This window comes from Nonomuraea aridisoli, assembly GCF_003236395.1.
GTDB classification, from domain to species: domain Bacteria; phylum Actinomycetota; class Actinomycetes; order Streptosporangiales; family Streptosporangiaceae; genus Nonomuraea; species Nonomuraea aridisoli.
The window spans coordinates 62,199-82,145 of the sequence record NZ_POUD01000007.1; the positions used below are offsets into that span (position 1 = coordinate 62,199).

Consider the following 19,947-nt stretch of genomic DNA (forward strand, 5'->3'; position numbering starts at 1 on the left):
CTGTCACGATGAGTAGCTCGTAGTCCTGTCCTTGGATTTACCCCAAGTCACCGGGAAGTGTGGTAGGCACGTTGGGATGACTGGTTCTCCCCAAGCAGTGCTCGCTGCGACGTTCGCGCCGGGCGATACTGCTGTGACGTCTGCGATGCGGTTCACGCGCGAGGTGTTGACCGCGTGGGCCACCGGTGGTGTGCTCCACACCGCCGAGCAGGTCGCAGGAGATCTGGCGGAGCAGGTCGCCGCCGAGCCCTTTGAGGTGATTTGGAAGCATTTCGGGAGCGCGGTCCAGGTCGAACTGCGGCAACGCAACCTCTCCCAGGGCGATCTCAAGCCTCCTTCCGTGAACGTCGAGGAGTGGGGAGTCACCTTCCAGGGCGATTCCCGTGTCCATTGGGCTAGGCTCACGCTACCTGGCTCAGCGGACCAAGTGGCAGCCGAATGGCTGGAGGAGAGCTCGCGGGGCCCCCATTGGCTGGGCTTCCTGGCAGACGCGAGCGACCTGCTGGCGGGCACTCTCGACCCCGACATGGTGCCGGCGATCATCGCCCAGGTCGTGGTGCCGCGGTTGTCGAGCTGGTGCGCCGTCTACACCTCCGACCACAGTGGCCCGCCGCGACTGGTCTACCTCTGGCACGCCGACGAGTCCCGTATCGACGGCCTGCGCGAGCAGCTGTCCGAGATGGACATCGCGGCCGCCGACACGCGGGTGACCTCCACGATCCACCTGGCCGAGTGGCAGGTGCTGGCCGTACCGCTCACCGCACGCGGGCGCACCCTCGGCATGATGTGCCTGGGCCGCACCGACCGCTTCCCCGACGAGGTCATCCAGTTCGCCGACGACATCGGCAGGCGCGCCGCCCTGGCCATGGACAACGCCCGGCTCTACGCCCAGCAGGCCGCCGCCAACCGCGCCCTGCAGCGCAGCCTGCTGCCGCCCAACGAGCCCGAGGTCCCGGGCCTCGACTACGGCGTCATCTACGAGCCCGCCGGCGAGGCCAACGAGGTCGGCGGCGACTTCTACGACCTGTTCAAGGCGGGCGACGACTCCTGGCGCTTCGCGATCGGCGACGTGTGCGGCACCGGCCCGGAGGCCGCCGCCGTGACCGGCCTGGCCCGCCACACGCTGCGCCTGCTCGCCCGCGAGGGCTACGGCATCGCCGCGGTGCTCGGCCGCCTCAACCAGGCGATCCTGGAGGAGGGCGAACGCGCGCGCTTCCTGACGCTGCTGCACGGCGACATCACGCCCGTCGAGAGCGGGCTGGAGGTGCGCCTGGTCTCGGCCGGCCACCCCGAGGCGCTGCGGCTCAAGCCCAACGGCAAGGTCGAGTCGGTCACCACGCCGCAGTCGCTGCTCGGCGTCTTCCACGAGGTCGTGTTCGAGGCCGACACCGTCCATCTCGACCACGGCGACGTGCTGCTGGCCGTGACCGACGGCGTCACCGAGCGGCGCTCCGGCGGGCGGCTGCTCGACGACGACGGCGGCCTGGCCAAGATGTTGTCCGAGTGCGCCGGCCTGTCGGCCCGGGCGGTGGCCGAGCGGATCCGCAGGGGCGCGGCCGAGTTCGCCGCCGAGCCGAGCGCCGACGACCTGGCCATCGTGGTGCTGCGCGCCCGCTGAGCCCCTACCCGTCGATCTTCACGGCGGTCGTGTGCTTGCGGGCGAACTCCAGCTGCCGCGCCGTCTGCGTGATGCGCTCCGCGACCACGAGCGAGGCGCCGATGGCGTCGTAGGTGTAGACCTCGTGCTCGCGGCCGTGCTCGGTGAGCTTGGCCACGTACTTCTCGATCTGGCGCAGCGGGCAGCGGCAGTCGTTCTGACCGGCCAGGATCAGCAGCGGGCTCTTGACCTGGTCGACGTAGGTGATGGGGGAGCCGGCGGCGTACCGCTCGGGCTGCTCGGCGGGTGAGCCGCCGAGCAGGGCGCGGTGGAAGGCGCGCAGGCTCTCCGACTCGTCCTCGTAGGAGGTCTGGTGGCAGGCGATCGGCACCGCGGCGATGCCGGCCGCCCAGAGGCCGGGCTGGGTGCCGAGGCCGAGCAGCGTGAGGTAGCCGCCCCAGGCCGTGCCGGCCAGCACCATCCGGGCCGGGTCGGAGATGCCCTGGTCGACCACCCACTGCCGCACGGCCGCCACGTCGGCCAGCTCGATGTGGCCGACTTCGCCGCATAACGCGTCGCGCCAGGCCGACCCGTAGCCGGTCGAGCCGCGGTAGTTGACCCGGACGACCGCGAAACCGGCGTCGACCCAGGCCGCGACCTCCGGCGAGAACGCGTCGCGGTCATGCGCGTCGGGGCCGCCGTGCAGCAGGAAGACCGTGGGGAAGGGCGCGGCGCCCGTCTCGGGCTTGGAGACGAGCGCGTGGATGCGGCCCCCCGGGCCCTCGACGTCGACGTCCTGGACGGGGACGCTCGGCGGGGCCGGCGGGCCGCTGGGGTTGACCACGACCTGACCGGCGCTGGAGCGGATGACCGGCGGGTGCGAGCCGCTCGACCAGGAGTACTCGACGTGGCCGCCGGGCCTGGGCGCGGCCTCCTCGATCACGCCGTGGGGCGTCTCGATGAGCGTCAGGCCGCCGCCGGCGAGGTCGTAGCGGTGCAGGTGGCTGCGGGCGCGGTGGTCGCGGACGATGAGCAGGCCGCGGCCGTCGTGGTACCACTTGGCGGTCAGCTCGCCCGGGTCGCGCAGCCAGATCTCGCGCTGCTCGCCGGTCACCGGGTCCCATACGACGAGCTCGCGGCGGTGGCGGCGCTCGTGCAGGGCGAGCAGGCGGCGGTCGCCGGGCACGGGGGCGAAGTCGAGGCCGATCACGCCCTTGGCCGGGCCGTCGTACAGCTCGCCGACCTCCTGGCCGTTCTGGCGGACGACGCGCAGGGCCGGGTGGCGGAAGTCGCCGTACTCGCCGTGGTTGATCGCGATGAGGGAGCCGTCGAGCGACATGCCGGCGACCCAGGCGGTCTCGGTGTGCTCGTACAGCGTCGTGACGGGCCGGTCGGGGCGCACGAGGTGGACGCGGAACGCGCCCCCGCCGGCCAGGCTGATCGCGGCCGCGCCAGTCGTGGACAGCGCGATGCCGCCCGGCTGGCCCGGCGGCAGCTCGGGGGCCACGGGCTCGTCGGGGCCGCCGGTGAACGGCTGGCGCCACCAGCTGCCGTACTCGTCGCCGTCGGTGTCGCCGAACCAGTAGATCCACTGGCCGGTCGGGTCGATCGCCGCGTACGCGGTGCCCCTCGGGCGGTCGGTGACCTGGCGGGTGGTGCCGGACCCGCGGTCCCAGGCGTAGACCTCCCACTTCCCGGTGGCGTTGGAGCGGTAGATGGAGCGGTTGGGTGCCTGGCGCGCCCAGGTGGGCAGCGTCATGCGCGACGCCCGGAACCTGGCCTGCCAGCGTTCCTCCGCCTTCATCGGGCGCGCCCCCTCCCGTTGATGTCCCGCCGTGGGATGCCGTCCAGTATTGCGCCTGTGTCGGAGAAATACTCGGGAAATGTGGGGGAATTTCGGCCTAAATGCCCCATCAGTAACACCAGTTGCAGATGTCCGTCAAGGAACAGCCCTTGATCGGGGTGCGGGCTGGAAGATAGACAGGTGAAAGGCGGCACGCGTTGTGACTTTTTCCCGCCTTTTCGCGACATTTCGGGAGATGAAGGTAGAAATTCGGGCGTCCAACGCCTCGGGATCGTGGTGCCACGCGCTCGGGCCCATCCCGATCACCTGTGCGATGTCGTCGTGCCCCAGCTCCATCTCGAACGCGATGGAGCGCCGCTCCACCTCCGTGAACCCCTCCAGGCTCCGGGCCACCCTGCGCTCCTTCTCCTCGTCGACCGCGAGCAGCCCCAGCTCCTCCACCAGCGGGCTGAGGTGGTCGGGCGCGGGGGTGACGACCACCGCCACGCCGCCGGGGCGCAGAATCCGCCGGAACTCGGGCCCGTTCCTGGGCGCGAAGACGTCGATCAGCACGTCGGCCACCCCGCTCCTGATGGGGAGCGGGCGCCACACGTCGGCCACGAACGCCCCTGCCCTGGGATGCACCCGCGCCGCCCGGCGCACAGCGTGTTTCGACACATCGAACGCCATCCCGATGCCATCGGCCACCGCGTCGAGCGCGGCCGCCAGATAGTGCCCGGTGCCCGCGCCGGCGTCGACGATCAGCGGAGCGGCCCTGCCCGCCGCGCGATGATCCTCGACGATGTCCGGTCGCCGCGCGGGAACCCCTGTGCCCGCGCCGTAACCGGCCTCCACTCCCGCCCCACGGTACGCCTTCAACCCCTCGCCGTCATTCGTTTCGGGAGAGGACTCACGTTTTTCTGGAACGTTCTCTCCTGTGGCATAAGTCCGTACGGCTTCGGCGACGGCGTGGGCGAGCGGGGCGTAGTGACCCCGGTCGAGGAACGCGGCCCTGGCGGCCACCATCGCGGCGTTGTCGGCGGTGCCGGGCGGCCGGGAGCCGACGAGGAGGCTGACGTATCCCTGTCTGGCGACGTCGAAGGCGTGCCCGTTGCCGCATCGCAGGGCGGCGGCCTCGAGCCGCAGGTCGGCCCGGCAGACGGGGCAGATCAGGAATTCCACGATGTCGGCCAGCATGCGGCCCATTCTGGTGGATGCCCGGGGCGGTCAGGCGGCCGCGGCCTCGAGGAGGAAGGCGGCGTTGGAGGGCGTCTTGCGGAGCCTGTCGACGAGCATCTCCATGCCCTGCTGCTTGTCGAGGGAGGTGAGCATGCGGCGCAGCCGCCAGACCACCTGCTGCTCGCGGGCGTGCAGCAGGATCTCCTCGCGCCGGGTGCCGGAGGCGTCGAGGTCGACCGCGGGGAACAGCCGGCGTTCGGCCAGCTCGCGGGTCAGGTGCAGCTCCATGTTGCCGGTGCCCTTGAACTCCTCGTACAGGCTGTTGTCCATGCGCGAGCCCGTGTCCACCAGCGCGGTGGCGAGGATGGTGAGGGAACCGCCGCCCTCGACGTTGCGGGCCGCGCCGAAGAAGCGCTTGGGCGGGTAGAGGGCGCGGGCGTCGATGCCGCCGGTGAGCACCCGTCCGCCGCTCGGCGCCAGGTTGTTGTACGCCCGGCCGAGCCGGGTCAGCGAGTCGAGCAGCAGCACGACGTCGCGACCGGACTCGACGAGCCGCTTGGCCCGTTCGACGGCCAGCTCGGCGATGGCGGCGTGGTCGCGGTCGGGGTGGTCGAAGGTCGAGGAGAAGATCTCGCCGGAGATGGTCGCCCGCATCTCGGTGACCTCCTCGGGCCGCTCGCCCACGAGCACCACCATGAGGTGGACCTCCGGGTGGTTGCGGGTGATCGCGGCGGCCAGCGCCTGCAGGACCATGGTCTTGCCGGCCTTGGGCGGGGCCACGATGAGGCCGCGCTGCCCCTTGCCGATCGGGGCGAACAGGTCGATGACGCGGGTGCTGAGCGACTCGGTCTCGAGGGTGAGACGCTCGGTCGGGTGGACGGGGGTGAGGCCGGCGAACGCGGGCCGCCCGCGCCACTCGGTGAGACCGTTGACCGACTCGACGCCGACGAGCTTGTTGCCCGCGAACGACGCGACCACGTGGTCGCCGGGACGCAGGTCGTACTGCCGGACCTTCTCCGGAGTGAGGCGCACGTCGCCGGGCTCCGGCAGATGTGCGGTCCTAATAAAAGCCGATTTGTCGTGTATGTCCAGCAATCCGGTTACATGGCGGATCTGCGTGGACGCACGCTGTTCAGGAATGGTGTGCAAGGACATGCTGAGCCCCTTGAGGGAACGTCGCCGGCAACACGGAAGCACCGGCGGGATGAAAGAGAAAACGGCGGGCCCATGAAGACGCGGGCCGGATGAAAGCCAGCGGAGCGAAAGGCTCAACGCTTGGCAGGAACATACCACGCCATCTGCGCCATACAACACCTAGCCCTCTCGGACTATTCCGGGGCCGTTCTCCGTGTCTTGCCGCGGGGATGGGCCTCACAGGCGTGACAATGTCCTTCAGCGCACCGTACGGCGAGGAAGATTACCGCGCACGGTGCGGAGGCCCCCATCGGCAAGCGGCGTGCAGGACCCCTGCAACTCGATGAGGGTTCCATGTAACCGGCAGAGACCTTCCCTGGGGGAGCACCATGAAGACCGTCAACCGTTGCCCGCAGTGCCACCACGAGCTCGACGAGGGCCCCATCATGTACCGCTGCGCGCACTGCCGCCGCGCCGTCTACGCCGCCGACCTCGAGAACGAGTTCGTGCCCCGCCGGCCCGTCGCCGCCTAGACTCGGCGGGTGCCGCATCACCCGATCACCGTCTCCGGCGTCGAGATCACACCGCTCTGCGACGCCGTGGGCCCCATGGGAGCGGCGATCCGCCGCCCGCTCACCGAGATGTTCGCCGGCTCCGGGCTCCGCGACGAGCCCTGGGTCCTGCACTTCCACTGCTACCTGCTCCGCGACGCCGCCGGCCGGCTGACCCTGGTCGACACCGGCATCGGCGCCGCGGACTCCCCGGCGGCGAGCTGGGCGCCCGTCCCCGGCACGCTGGCCGGCGAGCTGGCCGCCGCGGGCGTCGCGCCCGCCGAGGTCGGCGCCGTGATCCTCACCCACCTGCACAGCGACCACGCCTCCGGCGCCGTCGCGGAGGGCAGGCCGGTGTTCGAGAACGCCCGATACGTCGTCCAGCAGGCCGAGTTGGAGGCCGCCGCCGGCCCGATGCTCGACGACGTCGTCTCCGTGATCAAGGGGCAGCTGCACGCGGTCGACGGCGACGCCGAGGTCGCGCCCGGCGTGCACGTCCACCTCGCGCCCGGACACACCCCCGGCCACCAGATCGTCCGGGCCGGTGAGGTGGCCATGACCGGTGACCTGGTGCTCCACCCGGTGCAGCTGGCCGATCCCGCCATCCCGTACCTCTACGACGACGACCCCGAGGCCGCCGCGCGCACGCGGGCCGAGGTGCTGGCCCGGCTCAGGGCCGAGCGGGCGGTCCTCGCCACCGCCCACTTCGCGGAGCCGTTCACCGCCCTCTGAGGGCTACCGCCCGGCCCCCACGAGCTGGTCGGCCAGGAGGGCCGAGGGCAGCGCCACCCGCGCGGTCAGCCCCCCGTACGGCGAGACCGTCAGGGTGACCTTGATGTCGTGCCGGGCGGCCAGCCTCGAGACCACGAACAGCCCGAGCCGGTCGCTCTGGGCCAGGTCGAACTCCGGGGTGCGGGCCAGCCGGTCGTTGAGCTCGTCCAGCTCGGTGCGCGGCAGGCCGAGCCCGCGGTCCTCCACCTCGATCACGAAGCCGTGCGGAGTGGTCGAGCTGCGCACGTCCACCCGGGTCTGCGGCGGGGAGAAGAGGGTGGCGTTCTCCACCAGCTCGGCCAGCAGATGGGCCACGTCGGCGACCGCCGTGCCGAGCAGCGCGACCGGCGGCGGCTGGAGCACCTCCACCCGCTCGTACTCCTCCACCTCGGCCACGGCGGCGCGGATCACGTCGTGGACCGGCACCGGGTTGCGCCAGCCGCGACCGGGGGCCTGGTCCGACAGGATGATGAGGCTCTCGGCGTGCCGGCGCATGCGGGTGGTGAGGTGGTCGAGCTTGAACAGGTCGGCCAGGACCTCCGGCTGCTCGGTGGCCCGCTCCATGCCGTCGAGCTGGAGCAGCTGCCGGTGCAGCAACGACTGGTTGCGCCGGGCCAGGTTCACGAAGACCTGGCTGACGCCGTGGCGCAGCCTCGCCTGGCCGACGGCGGCCTCGACGGCCGTGGACTGCACCTCGTTGAACGCCTGGACGATGTCGGCGACCTCCGAGGTGGCCGTCTCGACGCGCAGCGGCGCGATCTCCTCGGCGGTGGGCGGCTCGGTGCTCGTCCGCAGCCGGCGCACGAGCCCGGCCAGGCGCACGTCGGCGAGTTCGGTGGCGGCGTCGCGCAGCTCGGCCAGCTCGCGCACCAAGCGCTTGCGGAAGCGCAGCGAGATCAGCACGGACGCGACGACGACGATCAGGCCCGCGCCGCCGGCGACGCCGAGCTTGACGAGCATGCCGATGGCCGTCGGGGTCACCCGCTCGGTGATGCCCTTCACGGCGGCGGCCTGGTTGCGTTCGACGGCGGCCCACAGGTTCCGGCCGTCGATGGGCCAGGTGGCGGCGGTGGGGGGCAGGCCGTCACCGGTGGTCGTGCCCCTGATGGTGTCCTCCGCGGCCAGGAACTCGACGTAGGCCGGCGAGGCCGCCATCCCCTCGTACGCGCCGCGCAGGCCGCCGTCGAGGTGGGAGAGCGCCTGGGTGTGGAGCAGCCGCCTGGTGGCCGCCATCTCCGCGAACGCCGCCCGCTCGCGGGTCCCGACCCGGCCCTGGCCGAGCAGCACGGGGATCAGCGCCCGTTCGCGCGACAACATCTCCTTGGCCTCACCCAGCATGGTCACCGCGCGGGCCTGCCGATACAGCGACATGTCCGGCATCAGGACCATGGCGTCGTACATGCGGAAGGACGCGTCCACGATGTCGCTGTAGCGGGCGATGGCCTCCAGCGGCGTCAGGGCCTCGCCGTCCAGCTCCCGGCGGAGCTCGGGAAGCCGGCCGAGCTCGCCGCCGAGCGCGGCGAGCTTCGCGGTCAGCTGCGGCGACAGGTCCCGCATCCCGCCCGACAGCCTCCGGTACGTCGTCACCGCCTGGTCGGTCTTGCGCCGCTGTTCGGCCACGGCGTCCGCGCCCCGGCCGGTGACCAGGAACTCGACCGACACCAGCCGCTCGTTCTGCAGCTCGTTGGTGACCCGCTCGGACGGGGTGGCCACGTTGGCCGCCAGGTCGTTGATCGCCAGCAGCCGCAGGCCGTCGACGCCGGTCAGGCTCGCGGCGAACGCCCACAGGCCCGCCAGCGACAGCAGCGGCACGAGCAGGAGGGCGAGCAGCTTCAGAGCGATGGGACGGCCACGCGTGGGGGGCATGCGACCTCCGGATGCATGATGAGATCGCCTCGCAGAGTACACCCCCCTTTGGAAGGATTCCTGTGCGTCTTCCACGTTCGTTCGCCGGGTGGACCATCGCGGTCTTCGGCGTCCTGGCCTTCGCACTCGGCCTGCTCGGACTGATCTCGCCCGACACCATGCTGGCCATGCTGGGCTTCGAGGTGCTCGACGTCCGCCCGGCCGGGGACTACACGCACGTCTACATGGCCGCGTCGTCGATGGCGGCCGTCAACATGGGCGTCTACTACGTGTTCGCCGCCTCCCACGACTACACGCCGTTCTTCCGGTGGACGGTGCCGTTCCGGCTGGTGACGTTCACGGTGTTCACGTCGCTCGTGCTGACGGGGGCGGCGCCCGGGGAGTTCTTCGGCGTGGGGCTCTGGGAGGGGCTGGGCGCGCTGATCACCGGCTTCGCGCTCTGGCGCGAGGGCAAGCTGCTGCCCTCGCGCCAGGAGGCGCCCGCCGCGTGACCGCTCAGTGGCGGTCGTCGGAGCCGCGGGCGACGAGACGGTCGCCGGACACGCGCTCGTGTTCACGTTCGGAGCGCTCGGCCTGTTCGCGTTCGGTACGTTCGGCCCGCTCGCGTTCGGCGTGCTCGCGCTGCAGCTTCCGCTCCAGCTCGCGCTTCTCGTCCTCCAGCCGGGCCACCCGGCTGGAGGCCTCGGCCTTGGCGCTGCGCAGCCGGCGGTGTTTCCTCGCGGTCCTGCGCGAACCTGACCCGAGCAGCCACAGGCCCAGCGCCAGGACGGCCGCGCTGGCCGCCCCGGCCAGGAACATCTCCACGTGGTTGAGCTCGAAGGTGTATCCGAACAGGACGTACCTGGTGCTCTCCTCGGTGAGCACCAGGTAGAGAGCACCGCCGGCGAGCAGGGCCAGGATCAGTCCCAGCACGATCATCCAACTCACCCCTTGTCGTCAGAGAGAGGGGTTTCCACTTCCCGGAGATCGGCGGGATATGCGGATTCTCAGGGGTTCCCGATGAGCGAGAGCAGTGTTTCGAGGGGCATCGAGCCGGGCGGACGCTTCTCCTTGGCGAACCTGTCGGCCTCGCTCCTGAGCACCTCGTTGACCGGCGTGGGCACGCCGTGCTCGCGTCCGAGCAGGACGATCTCGCCGTTGAGGTAGTCGGCCTCGATGGAGCCGCTGGCCCGCGCCAGGCTCTGCCAGGACGACCCGCCGCCCCGCTCGACGCCCTCGATGGGACGGGCGTCCACCTTGTGGCCGCGCACCTCGGCCTCCTCCTCGGGCGTCGAGTACGCGATGCCGGCCCGCTCCAGCACGGTGCGGGCCTCGGCGCGGGCGCGTTCGGCCACCTCGGAGGCGCCCGGCGCGCGGCCGACGAGCGCGTCGACGGCGTTGGCCAGGTTGCCGAGCAGTTTGCCGTACTTCCAGCGCATCACGTCGGGCGCGGCGCGGGCCACCAGGCCGCGCTTGCCGAGGTCGGTGACGATCCGGTGGCCGAGGTCGTCCACACCCTGTGGATAACGGCCGACGTGCAGCATGCCCGAGTAGGGGTGGCCGGGGGCCACGACGACGCCCGGCTCGAGGTGCTGGGCGGGCAGCCAGACGCACATGCCGTAGACGCGCTCGAACCGGCGCAGGACCATGCGCTCGTTGGCGACGCCGTTCTGGGCGCACACCACGGGCAGGTCGCGCGGCCAGGGGTCGAGGGCGGCGATGGTGTCCTGCGACTTGGTCGCGAGGATGAGCACGTCGTCGTCGCGCGTGGGCACGGGGCCGTCGGCGGCCGGGATGTCGAGGGTCTCGTCGGACTCGGGGGTGATCAGGCGCAGGCCGTCACGTCTCAGCGCCTCGTAGTGGGCTCCGCGCGCCACCAGCAGGACGTCGTGCCCGCCCTGGTGGAGGCGGGCCCCGATGGTGCCGCCGACTGCTCCTGCTCCGACCACGATGTAGCGCATTGTCAGAGAATGGCATTGCTCACTTGGCGAGCGCCACTTGTGCCTGCGGGGCCATGGACGTGCCGCGCGACCGCTCCCGCATGATCGTCCTGAGCACGCGCCAGCCGTCGCGGACCGCGTGCAGGTTGCTGTCGCCGTGGATGCGCGAGTGCTCGTGGCTCGGGACCTCGCGGATGACGAGGCCGGCCTGCGCGGCGCGGACGTTCATGAGGGTCTCGATCTCGAAGCCGTCGCAGTCGAGGGCGAGGGCGTCGAGGTGGTGGGCCCAGAAGGCGTTGTAGCCGTAGCAGAGGTCGGTGTAGCGGGTGCCGTAGAGCAGATTCGTCAGCGTGGTGAGGACCTTGTTGCCGAGCGAGCGGATCGGGCTGAGGTCGTCGGAGCCGCCACCGGGGGCGTACCGGGAGCCCTTGGCGAAGTCGGCGCCGTTGACGAGCGCGGTGACGAACGAGTGGATCTCGCGGCCGTCGGTGGAGCCGTCGGCGTCGATCATGACGATGATGTCGCCCCGGGCGGCCTGGAAGCCCTCGATGAGGGCGTTGCCCTTGCCGCGCCGGGTCTGCACGACGACCCGGAGATCGGGCCGCAGCCGGCGTGCCACGGCGACGGTGTCGTCTGCCGAGTTGCCGTCGACCAGGATCACCTCGTCGATCCACTCGGGCAGCGTGGCGAAGACGTGAGGGAGGTTCTCGGCTTCGTTCATCGCGGGGACGATGACACTGACGCTGGCGGCGAAGGGCTGCTTGTTCATGAAAGCAAGGTCCCCCGCCGCGCATGCATTTTGCTTGAAATCTTCTTGCAGCCACCGAATTTCGGGCGATATTTCAGTGAATTTCGGCTTCGGTGGAACGGGAAATGATCTCGTCCACCGTCTCCTCGACGGTCTGGTGTGAGGTGTCCAGCCACAGCCCGAGGCGTGGCGTCTCGCGCCGGAGCACCGCGTCGAACTGGGCGATCACCCATCCGCCCGCGTAGCCGGTCTTGCCGCGGGCGCTCTCGCGGCGGGCCACCACCGCCGGGTCCGGAGCCAGAACGACCACATAAAGCGGGCGTGTATCGACTAGTTTCGTAAACCGTTCCAGATCCGGTCCGATAATGATGTCCTGGACTATTGACGTAAAGCCCGCATTGGCATAAAGGTCCGCCGTATTCGCGGCGATCCGCTGGCGGAGGTGGAGCTGGCGGACCTCCTCCTCGCCCATGTCCGGGGTCGGGTCGGCGCGGCCCCCGACGACCATGCGCCGGAACACGTCACCGCGGACGTGCGCCGACCGCGGCAGCCGTTCTGCGAGGGCCTGCGCCACCGTCGACTTGCCGGACGCCATGACGCCAGTGATCAGGACGACGCCGTTCACACGCCCACCAGCTTTCGCACCCGGTCGGCGCCGACCGCCATGAGCAGCGTCGGCAGCCTGGGGCCGGTGTCGCGGCCGACGAGCAGCCGGTAGAGGAGGGCGAAGAACTCCCGCTGGGCGGCCTTCAGCTCGGGCGTGGCCGGCGCGTCGGCCGGCAGCCCGGCCAGGCGCTTCGGCACGCCGTAGACCAGGGCGGTCAGGCCGTCGAGGGTCCAGTCGTCGAGGCCGTCGGCCAGCAGGCGCAGCGCCTCCCTGTCGTCGGCGCCGAGCGAGGCGAGCAGCTCGTGGTCTGGCGTCTCGCGCACGTGCGTGCGCTGCTCGGGCGGCAGGTGGCCGTCGACCCAGCGCTGCGCTCGGTCGAGACGCGGGCGGGCCGCGTCGAGCGAGGGCACGCCGTCGAGGTCGCGCAGGATGCGCAGGGTCTGGCCGGCGTGGCCGGTGGTGATGTCGGCGACGGAGGCGAGCGTGCGGTAGGGGACCGGGTGGGGCGTGGCCGGCAGCGGGGCCTGCGCCGTGCGCACCGCCCGGTGGTAGGCCGCCAGCTCGGCGGGCTGGGCCCGGCCCTCGGTGACCTTGCGGCCGAGGGCGTCCCACTCGTCGTAGAGGCGGTGGATCTCCTGGTCGAAGGCGATCTTGAAGGACTGGGCGGGCTTGCGGCGGGCGTACAGCCAGCGCAGCACCGGCGCCTCCATGATCTCCAGCGCGTCGGCCGGGGTGGGCACGTCGCCCTTGGAGCTGCTCATCTTGGCCATGCCGGTGATGCCGACGAAGGCGTACATCGGGCCGATGGGCTGCTGCCCGCCGAACACCTCGCCGACGATCTGGCCGCCGACGACCCACGCCGAGCCCGGCGAGTGGTGGTCGACCCCGGACGGCTCGAAGACCACGCCCTCGTAGGCCCAGCGCATCGGCCAGTCGACCTTCCACACCAGCTTGCCGCGGTCGTGCTCGGCGAGCCGGACGGTCTCGCCGAAGCCGCACTCGCAGGTGTAGGCCAGCTCGGTCGTCTCGTCGTCGTACGCGGTGACGGTCGTCAGATCGCGCCCGCACAGCTCGCAGTACGGCCGGTACGGGTAATAGGCCTGCTCGCCGGGCTCGTCGGGCTCACCGGCGCGGGTCCGGTAGCGCGAGAGCACGGCGTCGATCCTCCCGCGCTCGCGCATGGCCAGCAGGATCTGCTCGCGGTAGGCGCCCGAGGTGTACTGCTCGGTCTGGCTGATGGCGCGCACCTCGACGCCCAGCTCCGCCAGCGCCCGCTCCATGGGCGCCCTGAAGTGCTCGGCCCAGTTGGGGTGGGAGCTGCCGGGCGGGGCCGGCACCGAGGTCAGCGGCTTGCCGATGTGCTCGGCCCAGGAGGGGTCGATGCCGGCGGGAACGCGGCGGAAGCGGTCGTAGTCGTCCCACGACAGCAGGTGGACGCACTCGACGCCGCGCCGCCTGATCTCGTCGGCGACCAGGTGGGGGGTCATGACCTCGCGCAGGTTGCCCAGGTGGATGGGGCCCGACGGGCTGAGCCCTGAGGCGCAGACGATGGCTTTGCCCGGGGCACGCCTCTCCGCCTCGGCCATCACATCGTCCGCGAACCTGGAGACCCAGTCGGTCTCGGCACTTTCCGCCATCGCGCCATTCTTGCGGCTTCGCGCGTCGCAAGCCAACGCGTATGCGCCTTCAGGCCGCGCGGGTGCGGCTCTGCCGGCCGAGCGCGGCCAGCACGGCGGGCGGGTCGATGACGCCGTAGCCGTAGTCGTGGTCGAAGCCGACCGTGCTGCGGTCGTCGGCGGTGCGGTGGAGCAGGGTGCGCAGCTGGGACGGCGACAGCGCGGCGGCGGACCTGCGGGTGCGGACGGCGGCGACCACCCCGGCGGCGACCGGGCAGGAGGCGGAGGTGCCGGTGTCGGCGGCCCCGACGGCCTCGGAGCCGGCGAAGTGGGTGTAGGCGCACAGGTCGGGCTTGCGCTCCGACAGCCGGCCGGGGCCCTGGGAGGAGTAGCCGACGCGCTCGCCGCGCACGTCGACGCCGCCGACGGACAACACGGCCGGGTGGGAGTTGGCGCCCGCGATCGGCCGCTCGGGGAACCCGCAGGAGGCGTCGGGGCAGTCGCGCCCGCAGTTGCCGGCCGCGAAGAGGATGTCGGCGCCCGCGCCCTCCAGGCTCCCCACGATCACGTTGAACGGGTGGGCCGGGTTGTCGGAGTAGTTGCCCGGGTGGCCGGGCGGGAAGTCCGCGTCGGGCGAGGCGAGGCCCCAGCTGTTGCTGACCACCAGCGCCCGCGCGTCGGCCGGCATGGCCCGCAGCACGCCGTCGAGGTGGGAGTAGGCGGCCACCGCGTCCGACAGCAGCCCTTCGGCCGAACGCTCCCGGCTGAGCAGCACCGGCAGGTCGAGCAGGGTGGCCTTGGGCGCGGCGAGCAGCGCGTCGAAGGCGCACATGGAGCCGTGGGTGACCGGATGGCGCCCGGGGGTCTTGGCCACGCCCGGCGGGGCCCAGCTGCGGGCGGCGTCGACGGCGACGTCGTGGCCGATGCGGGCGGCGATGTGGTCGGCGTTGACGCCGGTGTCGACGATCGCCACGGTCACGCCCTCGCCGTCGTGGCCGGACGACCACAGGTCGTAGGTGTTCAGGAGCCGCCTGACCTGCTCCCAGTCGCCGACGGGGCCGTCGCCGGCGCAGGTGAGGTGGCTGCGGATGGGCGGGTCGGCGAACACGCCGGTGACCTCGCGTACGGACGACGACAGCAGCACCGGGCGGGTGGCGAGCTCGGCGTCGGAGATCTCGCCGCGGACGAGGACGGTGGCGTGCTCGGGGGCCATGGAGAACTCCGCCCGCTGGTACGGCGACAGGCCGGTGACCGGCCGCGGCACGGCCACCGGCGTGTACGTCTCGTCGAGGAGGACTCCGGGCAGGTCGGCGACGACGTCGGCGACCGTGCTGCGGACGTTCGCGTCGAGCACGGACGCGACGACGTCGGGGGCGGGACGGAGCTGGATCAGGACGCGCATGAGAACCTCTCTGTTACCGAAGCATTACCCTCGGTAATCATGCCCGTCCGGTCCGTGGATGATTCCTGTGGGGAAGCTTTACGTGGTCGCCGCGTACGGGTCCCAGTCCTCGGGGAGCGGCTCCGGCACGGCCGTGGTCGAGGCGATCGGCCGGAACTCGGCGCGTTCGCCCGACTCCGCGATGGCCGACATGAGGTCGAGCACGTGGCAGGCCAGCTCGCCCGAGGCGCGGTGCGGCGTGCCCGCGCGGATCGACCTCGCCATGTCCAGGACGCCGATGCCGCGTCCCGCCGTCGTGCCCGTCACCGGCAGCTCCCGCCAGTCGGCGTCGCGTAATCCGCGGGCCAGCAGCGGGCCCTCGAACGTGTTCGGGTCGGGCAGCGACAGCGCGCCCTCGGTGCCGATGATCTCGATCATCCGCCGGTTCACGGCCGAGTCGAAGCTGAACGTGGCCGCCGCCGTGGCCGTGCCGGGGAAGTCGAGCAGGGCGTTGACGTGGGTCGGCACCGCCACGGGGAAGAGCGTGCCCGCCTTCGGGCCCGAGCCGACCACCCGCTGGTCGCGGGCCCGGCGCGTGCCGGCCGCCACCCGCGCGACCGGCCCGAGCAGCGCCACCAGCGCGGTCAGGTAGTACGGCCCCAGGTCGAACAGCGGGCCGCCGCCCGGCTGGTAGAAGAACTCCGGGTTCGGGTGCCACGACTCCGGCCCGAGGCTCTGCGTGGCCGCCGTGACGGCGACCGGCGCCCCGACGAGCCCGGAGCGCAGGGCGCGCAGCGCCGACTGCAGCCCCGCGCCCAGGAACGTGTCGGGGGCGCCGCCCAGCCGCAGGCCCCGGTCGGCGGCCTCCGCCATGACCTTGGCGGCCTCGTCCACGTCCATGGCGAAGGGCTTCTCGCCGTACACGTGCTTGCCGGCGCGCAGGGACTCCAGCGCGACGGCCGCGTGCGCGGCGGGGACGGTCAGGTTGACCACGATCTCCACCTCGGGCACGGCCAGCGCCGTGCCGAGGTCGCCGGAGACCGGCACGCCGTGCTCGCGGGCGACCGCGGCGGCCCGGCCGGTGTCGAGATCCGCGACGGCGAGCACCCGCACGTCGGGGAAGGCGGTGAGGTTGCGCAGATACTGGCCACTGATCACTCCGGCGCCCACCAGGGCGACGCCGACGGGACCGTTGCTCAAGAGCCCTCCAAGCTGCTGAGGTAGGCGTGGCTTTCGGCGAGGACGGCGAAGATGTCGTCCGCGCACTCGTCGAGCTCGACGATCCGCAGCGCGCCCGGGGCGGCGGCGAGGATGTCGGGCACGGGCATGACGCCCTGGCCGACCGCGGTGTGCGGCCGGTCCTTGACCCCAGGGCCGTCCTTGACGTGCAGGGCCAGCGTGCGCTCGGCCAGGCGGCCGAGCAGGGCGGGCACGTCGGCGCCGCCCACGGCCGCCCAGTACGTGTCGATCTCCAGGAAAACCTCGGGGGCGAGCCGGTCGGCCAGCACCTCCAGGGCGTGCCGGCCGTCCAGTCGCGGCTCGATCTCCCACCAGTGGTTGTGGTAACCGAGCCGCAGCCCGTAGCCGGCCGCCTGCTCGGCCAGGTCGTTGAGCAGGTCGGCCGTGCGCGCCAGGCCGTCGAGCGTGGTGAACTCCTCGTGCGGGACGCCGCCCGGGACGATCACCAGCCCGGCGCCGAGCGTGGCGACCGCCTCGAACACCTCCGCCGGCTCCCTGCGCAGCAGCGCGGACGCGTGCGTCGCCGGGACGCGCAGCCCCAGGTCGTCGGCGAGCCGCCGTAAGCCCTCCGGATCGGCCAGCGGGTCGTAGGGCTCGACGGCGCCGTAGCCGATGATCGCGATCCGGCGCAGCACGGCGACGCGGTCGGCGGCCAGCTCCTCCCTGACGGTGTAGAGCTGGACGCCGAAGGGGGAGGTCATCCCCGGACCCCGAGCAGGTGCTCGAGGGCGAGCTGGTTGAGCCGGGTGAAGTGGAAGCCGCGGGCGGCGGCCACCTCGGGGTCGAAGGTGTCGTTCGCGAGGTCCTGCCAGGTCTCGCCGGCCGCGAGCGTGGGCTGCCCCAGCTCGTCCACGCGGGAGTTGCGCAGGGCCTCCTGCACCTCGGGGTCGGCGCGGAAGGCGCGCGACTTCTCCTTGAGGATCAGGTACGTGCGCATGTTCGCCGACGCGGAGTCCCACACGTCTTCCGGGTCCTCGGTGCGCAGCGGCTTGTAGTCGAAGTGGCGGGGGCCGTCGTAGCCGCCGTTCTCCAGCAGGTCGACCAGGAAGAAGGCGCTCTTCAGGTCGCCGTGGCCGAAGATGAGGTCCTGGTCGTACTTCGGGCCGTGCTGGCCGTTGAGGTCGATGTGGAAGAGCTTGCCGTGCCACAGGGCCTGGGCGATGCCGTGCACGAAGTTGAGCCCGGCCATCTGCTCGTGGCCGACCTCGGGGTTGAGGCCCACCATCTCGGGGTGCTCCAGCTCGTTGATCAGCGCCAGGGCGTGGCCGATCGTGGGCAGCAGGATGTCGCCGCGGGGCTCGTTCGGCTTGGGCTCCAGGGCGAAGCGGATGTCGTAGCCCTTGTCGATCACGTACTGGCAGAGGAGGTCGAGGCCCTCCTTGTAGCGGTCGAGCGCGGCCTTGACGTCCTTGGCGGCGTCGGACTCGGCGCCCTCGCGGCCGCCCCAGCAGACGTACGTCCTCGCGCCGAGGGAGGCGGCGAGGTCGAGGTTGCGCATGACCTTGCGCAGGGCGTAGCGGCGGACGTCGCGGTCGTTGCTGGTGAACGCGCCGTCCTTGAAGACCGGGTGGGTGAACAGGTTGGTGGTGGCCATCGGCACCTTCATGCCGGTCTCGTCCAGCGCCTTCCTGAACGCCGCGATGGCCTTGTCGCGGTCGGGCTCGACGGCGAGGAGGTCGTCGTCGTGGAACGTGACGCCGTACGCGCCGCGCTCGGCGAGGCGGTGCACGCTCTCGACCGGGTCGAGCGGCGGGCGGGAGGCGTCGCCGAACGGGTCGCGCGCCTGCCAGCCGACCGTCCAGAGGCCGAAGGTGAAGCGGTCGTCGGGCGTGGGCGTGAAATCGGTCATATTGGTCTCCGCTGCTATTAGTCCATAATCTGTACATAATCCTGAGGAGGTGGGCACGTGGCGTCAAGAGGGGTCCGGCATGATTCCATGCGCGCCCGTAATCTGGCCGTAGTGCTGGCGACCATCCACCGGTCAGGACCTCATACCCGCGCCGCGCTCGCCGAGCGCACCGGGCTCACCAAGACGACCGTGTCCAGCCTGGTCGCCGACCTCCTGGAGGCCGGGGCGGTGACCGAGAGCGGGGCCGTTCGCGGGGGCGAGCGGGGGCGTCCGGGCGTGGCGGTGAGCCTGAGCGGGCACCGGGTGGCCGCGCTGGGGCTGGAGGTCAACATCGACTACCTCGCCGCCTGCGTGGTCGACCTGACCCGTACGGTGCGGCTGCGGCGCACGGTGCCGGCCGACAACCGCAGCTCCGACCCGGCGCTGATCCTCGCGGGGCTGCGCGACCTGGTGAAGCAGACCACGGCGGAGGCCGAGGCCGAGGGACTGCGGGTCATCGGAGGAGCCCTCGCCGTGCCGGGCACGGTCGAGGACGGCGTGCTGCGCAGCGCGCCGCATCTCGGGTGGCGCGACGTCCGCGTGGCCGACCTGATCGACCTGCCGTTCGCCGTCGACAACGAGGCGAACCTGGCGGCGCTCGGGGAGCTGTGGTTCGGCTCGGGGGAGGCCGACTTCCTCTACGTGTCCGGCGAGATCGGCATCGGCGCGGGCCTCGTGGTCGGCGGGACGGTGTTCCGTGGCACGTTCGGGCTGGCCGGGGAGCTGGGCCACGTGGTCGTCGTGCCGGACGGGCCCGGGTGCCGGTGCGGCGGTCGGGGCTGCCTGGAGGTGTACGCCGGCCAGGACGCCCTGCTCGGTGAGCTGGCCTCGGTGCCGGAGCTGGTGGACCGCCTGGAGTCGGGCGACCGGGAGGCGCTGGAGACGTGCGAGCGGGCCGGGCACGCGCTCGGCGTGGCGCTCACCTCGGCCGTCCACCTGCTCGACCCGGGCCGGATCGTGCTCGGCGGGATCTTCGCGCCGCTGTTCCCCTGGCTGGAGGGGCCGGTGGGCGGGGCGCTCGGGGCCCGGCTGGCGCAGATGCGCGGCACCCCGCCCGCCGTCGTCGTCTCCCGCACCGGCGCGGACGCGGCCGTGCTCGGCGCCGCCGGCCTGGTGATCCAGCAGGTCATCGCCGAACCGGCCGGGATGCTGGGACTGTGATGATCGAGGAGCGCACCCCCGCGGACCCGGAGCTGTCCGCCCTGCTCGACGCCGCCTTCGCCGAACTCGTCGCCCGCTACGGCCCCGAAGGCCGCTCGCAGGTCAAGGACGGCGCCCGCTTCCTGGTCGCCACGCTGGACGGCCGTGCGGTCGGCTGCGGCGCCGTGCAGCCGGTGGACGACGTGACGGGGGAGCTCAAACGGATGTACGTGATCCCGGAGTGCCGGGGGCGCGGGGTCGCCACGGCGCTGCTGGCGGCGCTGGAGGACCTGGCCCGCGACCTCGGTCACCGGCGGCTGCGGCTGGCGACCGGCCTGCGGCAGCCCGAGGCCATCGCCCTGTACGAGAGCCGCGCGTACACGCTGACGGAGCCGTACGGGAGGTACGTGGACGCGCCGCTGACCCGCTGTTACGTCAAGGTCCTGGTGTAGACGCGGTCACTCGAGGGTGAGGCGCACCGGGGCGCCGGCCGGGTCGGCGGCGGCCACGAGGGAGAAGGGGATGCGG

The 19,947-nt window shown here is 72.1% G+C and carries 20 protein-coding genes; 6 read left to right on the forward strand and 14 right to left on the reverse strand.

Annotated features, from left to right (window positions below; translation table 11 throughout):
- Positions 1-37: 37 nt before the first annotated feature.
- A complete protein-coding gene (locus tag C1J01_RS48975; RefSeq protein WP_146615455.1) occupies positions 38-391 on the reverse strand; it encodes a hypothetical protein in 354 nt (117 codons plus the stop codon).
- Between the two features lie 36 nt (positions 392-427).
- Here C1J01_RS48975 and C1J01_RS03350 point away from each other — a divergent pair, with 36 nt between their 5' ends.
- Entirely contained in the window at positions 428-1,618 is a 1,191-nt protein-coding gene (locus tag C1J01_RS03350; RefSeq protein ID WP_111175825.1) for a PP2C family protein-serine/threonine phosphatase, read from the forward strand.
- Positions 1,619-1,622: 4 nt separating this feature from the next.
- On the opposite strand, the gene C1J01_RS03355 is transcribed toward C1J01_RS03350, so the two are convergent.
- The 3 genes from C1J01_RS03355 to rho form a co-directional block, all read right to left on the reverse strand.
- The gene (locus tag C1J01_RS03355; RefSeq protein WP_111175827.1) at positions 1,623-3,401 is read right to left on the reverse strand and encodes a S9 family peptidase; all 1,779 of its coding nucleotides are present in this window, start codon (positions 3,399-3,401) and stop codon (positions 1,623-1,625) included.
- A 135-nt stretch (positions 3,402-3,536) separates the two neighbouring features.
- A complete protein-coding gene (locus C1J01_RS03360; protein WP_146615456.1) occupies positions 3,537-4,577 on the reverse strand; it encodes a putative RNA methyltransferase in 1,041 nt (346 codons plus the stop codon).
- A gap of 30 nt (positions 4,578-4,607) precedes the next feature.
- Positions 4,608-5,714, reverse strand: a complete 1,107-nt coding sequence (rho, locus tag C1J01_RS03365) for a transcription termination factor Rho (RefSeq protein ID WP_181448551.1) — start codon at positions 5,712-5,714, stop codon at positions 4,608-4,610.
- Positions 5,715-6,082: 368 nt separating this feature from the next.
- Here rho and C1J01_RS49535 point away from each other — a divergent pair, with 368 nt between their 5' ends.
- Positions 6,083-6,226 (forward strand): hypothetical protein, encoded by a 144-nt coding sequence (locus C1J01_RS49535; protein ID WP_181448552.1) that lies wholly within the window; start codon positions 6,083-6,085, stop codon positions 6,224-6,226.
- Between the two features lie 9 nt (positions 6,227-6,235).
- On the forward strand, positions 6,236-6,976 hold the full coding sequence (locus C1J01_RS03370; RefSeq protein WP_235854225.1) for an MBL fold metallo-hydrolase: 741 nt from the start codon (positions 6,236-6,238) through the stop codon (positions 6,974-6,976).
- Positions 6,977-6,979: 3 nt separating this feature from the next.
- On the opposite strand, the gene C1J01_RS03375 is transcribed toward C1J01_RS03370, so the two are convergent.
- On the reverse strand, positions 6,980-8,881 hold the full coding sequence (locus C1J01_RS03375; protein WP_111175831.1) for a sensor histidine kinase: 1,902 nt from the start codon (positions 8,879-8,881) through the stop codon (positions 6,980-6,982).
- A gap of 62 nt (positions 8,882-8,943) precedes the next feature.
- Between C1J01_RS03375 and C1J01_RS03380 the strand changes: the two genes are divergently transcribed.
- The gene (locus C1J01_RS03380) at positions 8,944-9,372 is read left to right on the forward strand and encodes a hypothetical protein (protein ID WP_235854226.1); all 429 of its coding nucleotides are present in this window, start codon (positions 8,944-8,946) and stop codon (positions 9,370-9,372) included.
- 4 nt (positions 9,373-9,376) lie between these two features.
- On the opposite strand, the gene C1J01_RS03385 is transcribed toward C1J01_RS03380, so the two are convergent.
- The 9 genes from C1J01_RS03385 to xylA form a co-directional block, all read right to left on the reverse strand.
- Positions 9,377-9,799, reverse strand: coding sequence for a hypothetical protein (locus tag C1J01_RS03385; RefSeq protein WP_111175833.1), 423 nt, complete (start codon positions 9,797-9,799; stop codon positions 9,377-9,379).
- A 68-nt stretch (positions 9,800-9,867) separates the two neighbouring features.
- Complete coding sequence (locus tag C1J01_RS03390) at positions 9,868-10,821, reverse strand: ketopantoate reductase family protein (RefSeq protein ID WP_111175835.1); 954 nt, start codon at positions 10,819-10,821, stop codon at positions 9,868-9,870.
- A gap of 19 nt (positions 10,822-10,840) precedes the next feature.
- Positions 10,841-11,569 carry a glycosyltransferase family 2 protein gene (locus tag C1J01_RS03395; RefSeq protein WP_111175837.1) on the reverse strand — a complete coding sequence of 243 codons (729 nt, stop codon included), beginning with the start codon at positions 11,567-11,569 and terminating at the stop codon, positions 10,841-10,843.
- Between the two features lie 73 nt (positions 11,570-11,642).
- On the reverse strand, positions 11,643-12,173 hold the full coding sequence (locus C1J01_RS03400; RefSeq protein WP_111175839.1) for an AAA family ATPase: 531 nt from the start codon (positions 12,171-12,173) through the stop codon (positions 11,643-11,645).
- Complete coding sequence (gene lysS, locus C1J01_RS03405) at positions 12,170-13,792, reverse strand: lysine--tRNA ligase (protein ID WP_111175841.1); 1,623 nt, start codon at positions 13,790-13,792, stop codon at positions 12,170-12,172. Before lysS ends, C1J01_RS03400 begins: the two co-directional genes overlap by 4 nt.
- A 49-nt stretch (positions 13,793-13,841) precedes the next feature.
- On the reverse strand, positions 13,842-15,173 hold the full coding sequence (locus C1J01_RS03410) for a S8 family serine peptidase (RefSeq protein WP_111175843.1): 1,332 nt from the start codon (positions 15,171-15,173) through the stop codon (positions 13,842-13,844).
- A 78-nt stretch (positions 15,174-15,251) separates the two neighbouring features.
- Positions 15,252-16,352, reverse strand: coding sequence for a Gfo/Idh/MocA family protein (locus tag C1J01_RS03415; RefSeq protein ID WP_111175845.1), 1,101 nt, complete (start codon positions 16,350-16,352; stop codon positions 15,252-15,254).
- The gene (locus tag C1J01_RS03420; RefSeq protein ID WP_111175847.1) at positions 16,349-17,092 is read right to left on the reverse strand and encodes a sugar phosphate isomerase/epimerase family protein; all 744 of its coding nucleotides are present in this window, start codon (positions 17,090-17,092) and stop codon (positions 16,349-16,351) included. The genes C1J01_RS03415 and C1J01_RS03420 overlap by 4 nt, the downstream gene beginning before the upstream one ends.
- Positions 17,089-18,240: a xylose isomerase gene (gene xylA, locus C1J01_RS03425; RefSeq protein WP_111175849.1), complete on the reverse strand. Its 1,152-nt coding sequence runs from the start codon at positions 18,238-18,240 to the stop codon at positions 17,089-17,091. The genes C1J01_RS03420 and xylA overlap by 4 nt, the downstream gene beginning before the upstream one ends.
- 111 nt (positions 18,241-18,351) lie before the next feature.
- Between xylA and C1J01_RS03430 the strand changes: the two genes are divergently transcribed.
- Both C1J01_RS03430 and C1J01_RS03435 read left to right on the forward strand, forming a co-directional pair.
- Complete coding sequence (locus C1J01_RS03430) at positions 18,352-19,440, forward strand: ROK family transcriptional regulator (protein WP_220039712.1); 1,089 nt, start codon at positions 18,352-18,354, stop codon at positions 19,438-19,440.
- The gene (locus C1J01_RS03435; RefSeq protein WP_111175853.1) at positions 19,440-19,871 is read left to right on the forward strand and encodes a GNAT family N-acetyltransferase; all 432 of its coding nucleotides are present in this window, start codon (positions 19,440-19,442) and stop codon (positions 19,869-19,871) included. The genes C1J01_RS03430 and C1J01_RS03435 overlap by 1 nt, the downstream gene beginning before the upstream one ends.
- Positions 19,872-19,947 lie beyond the last annotated feature (76 nt).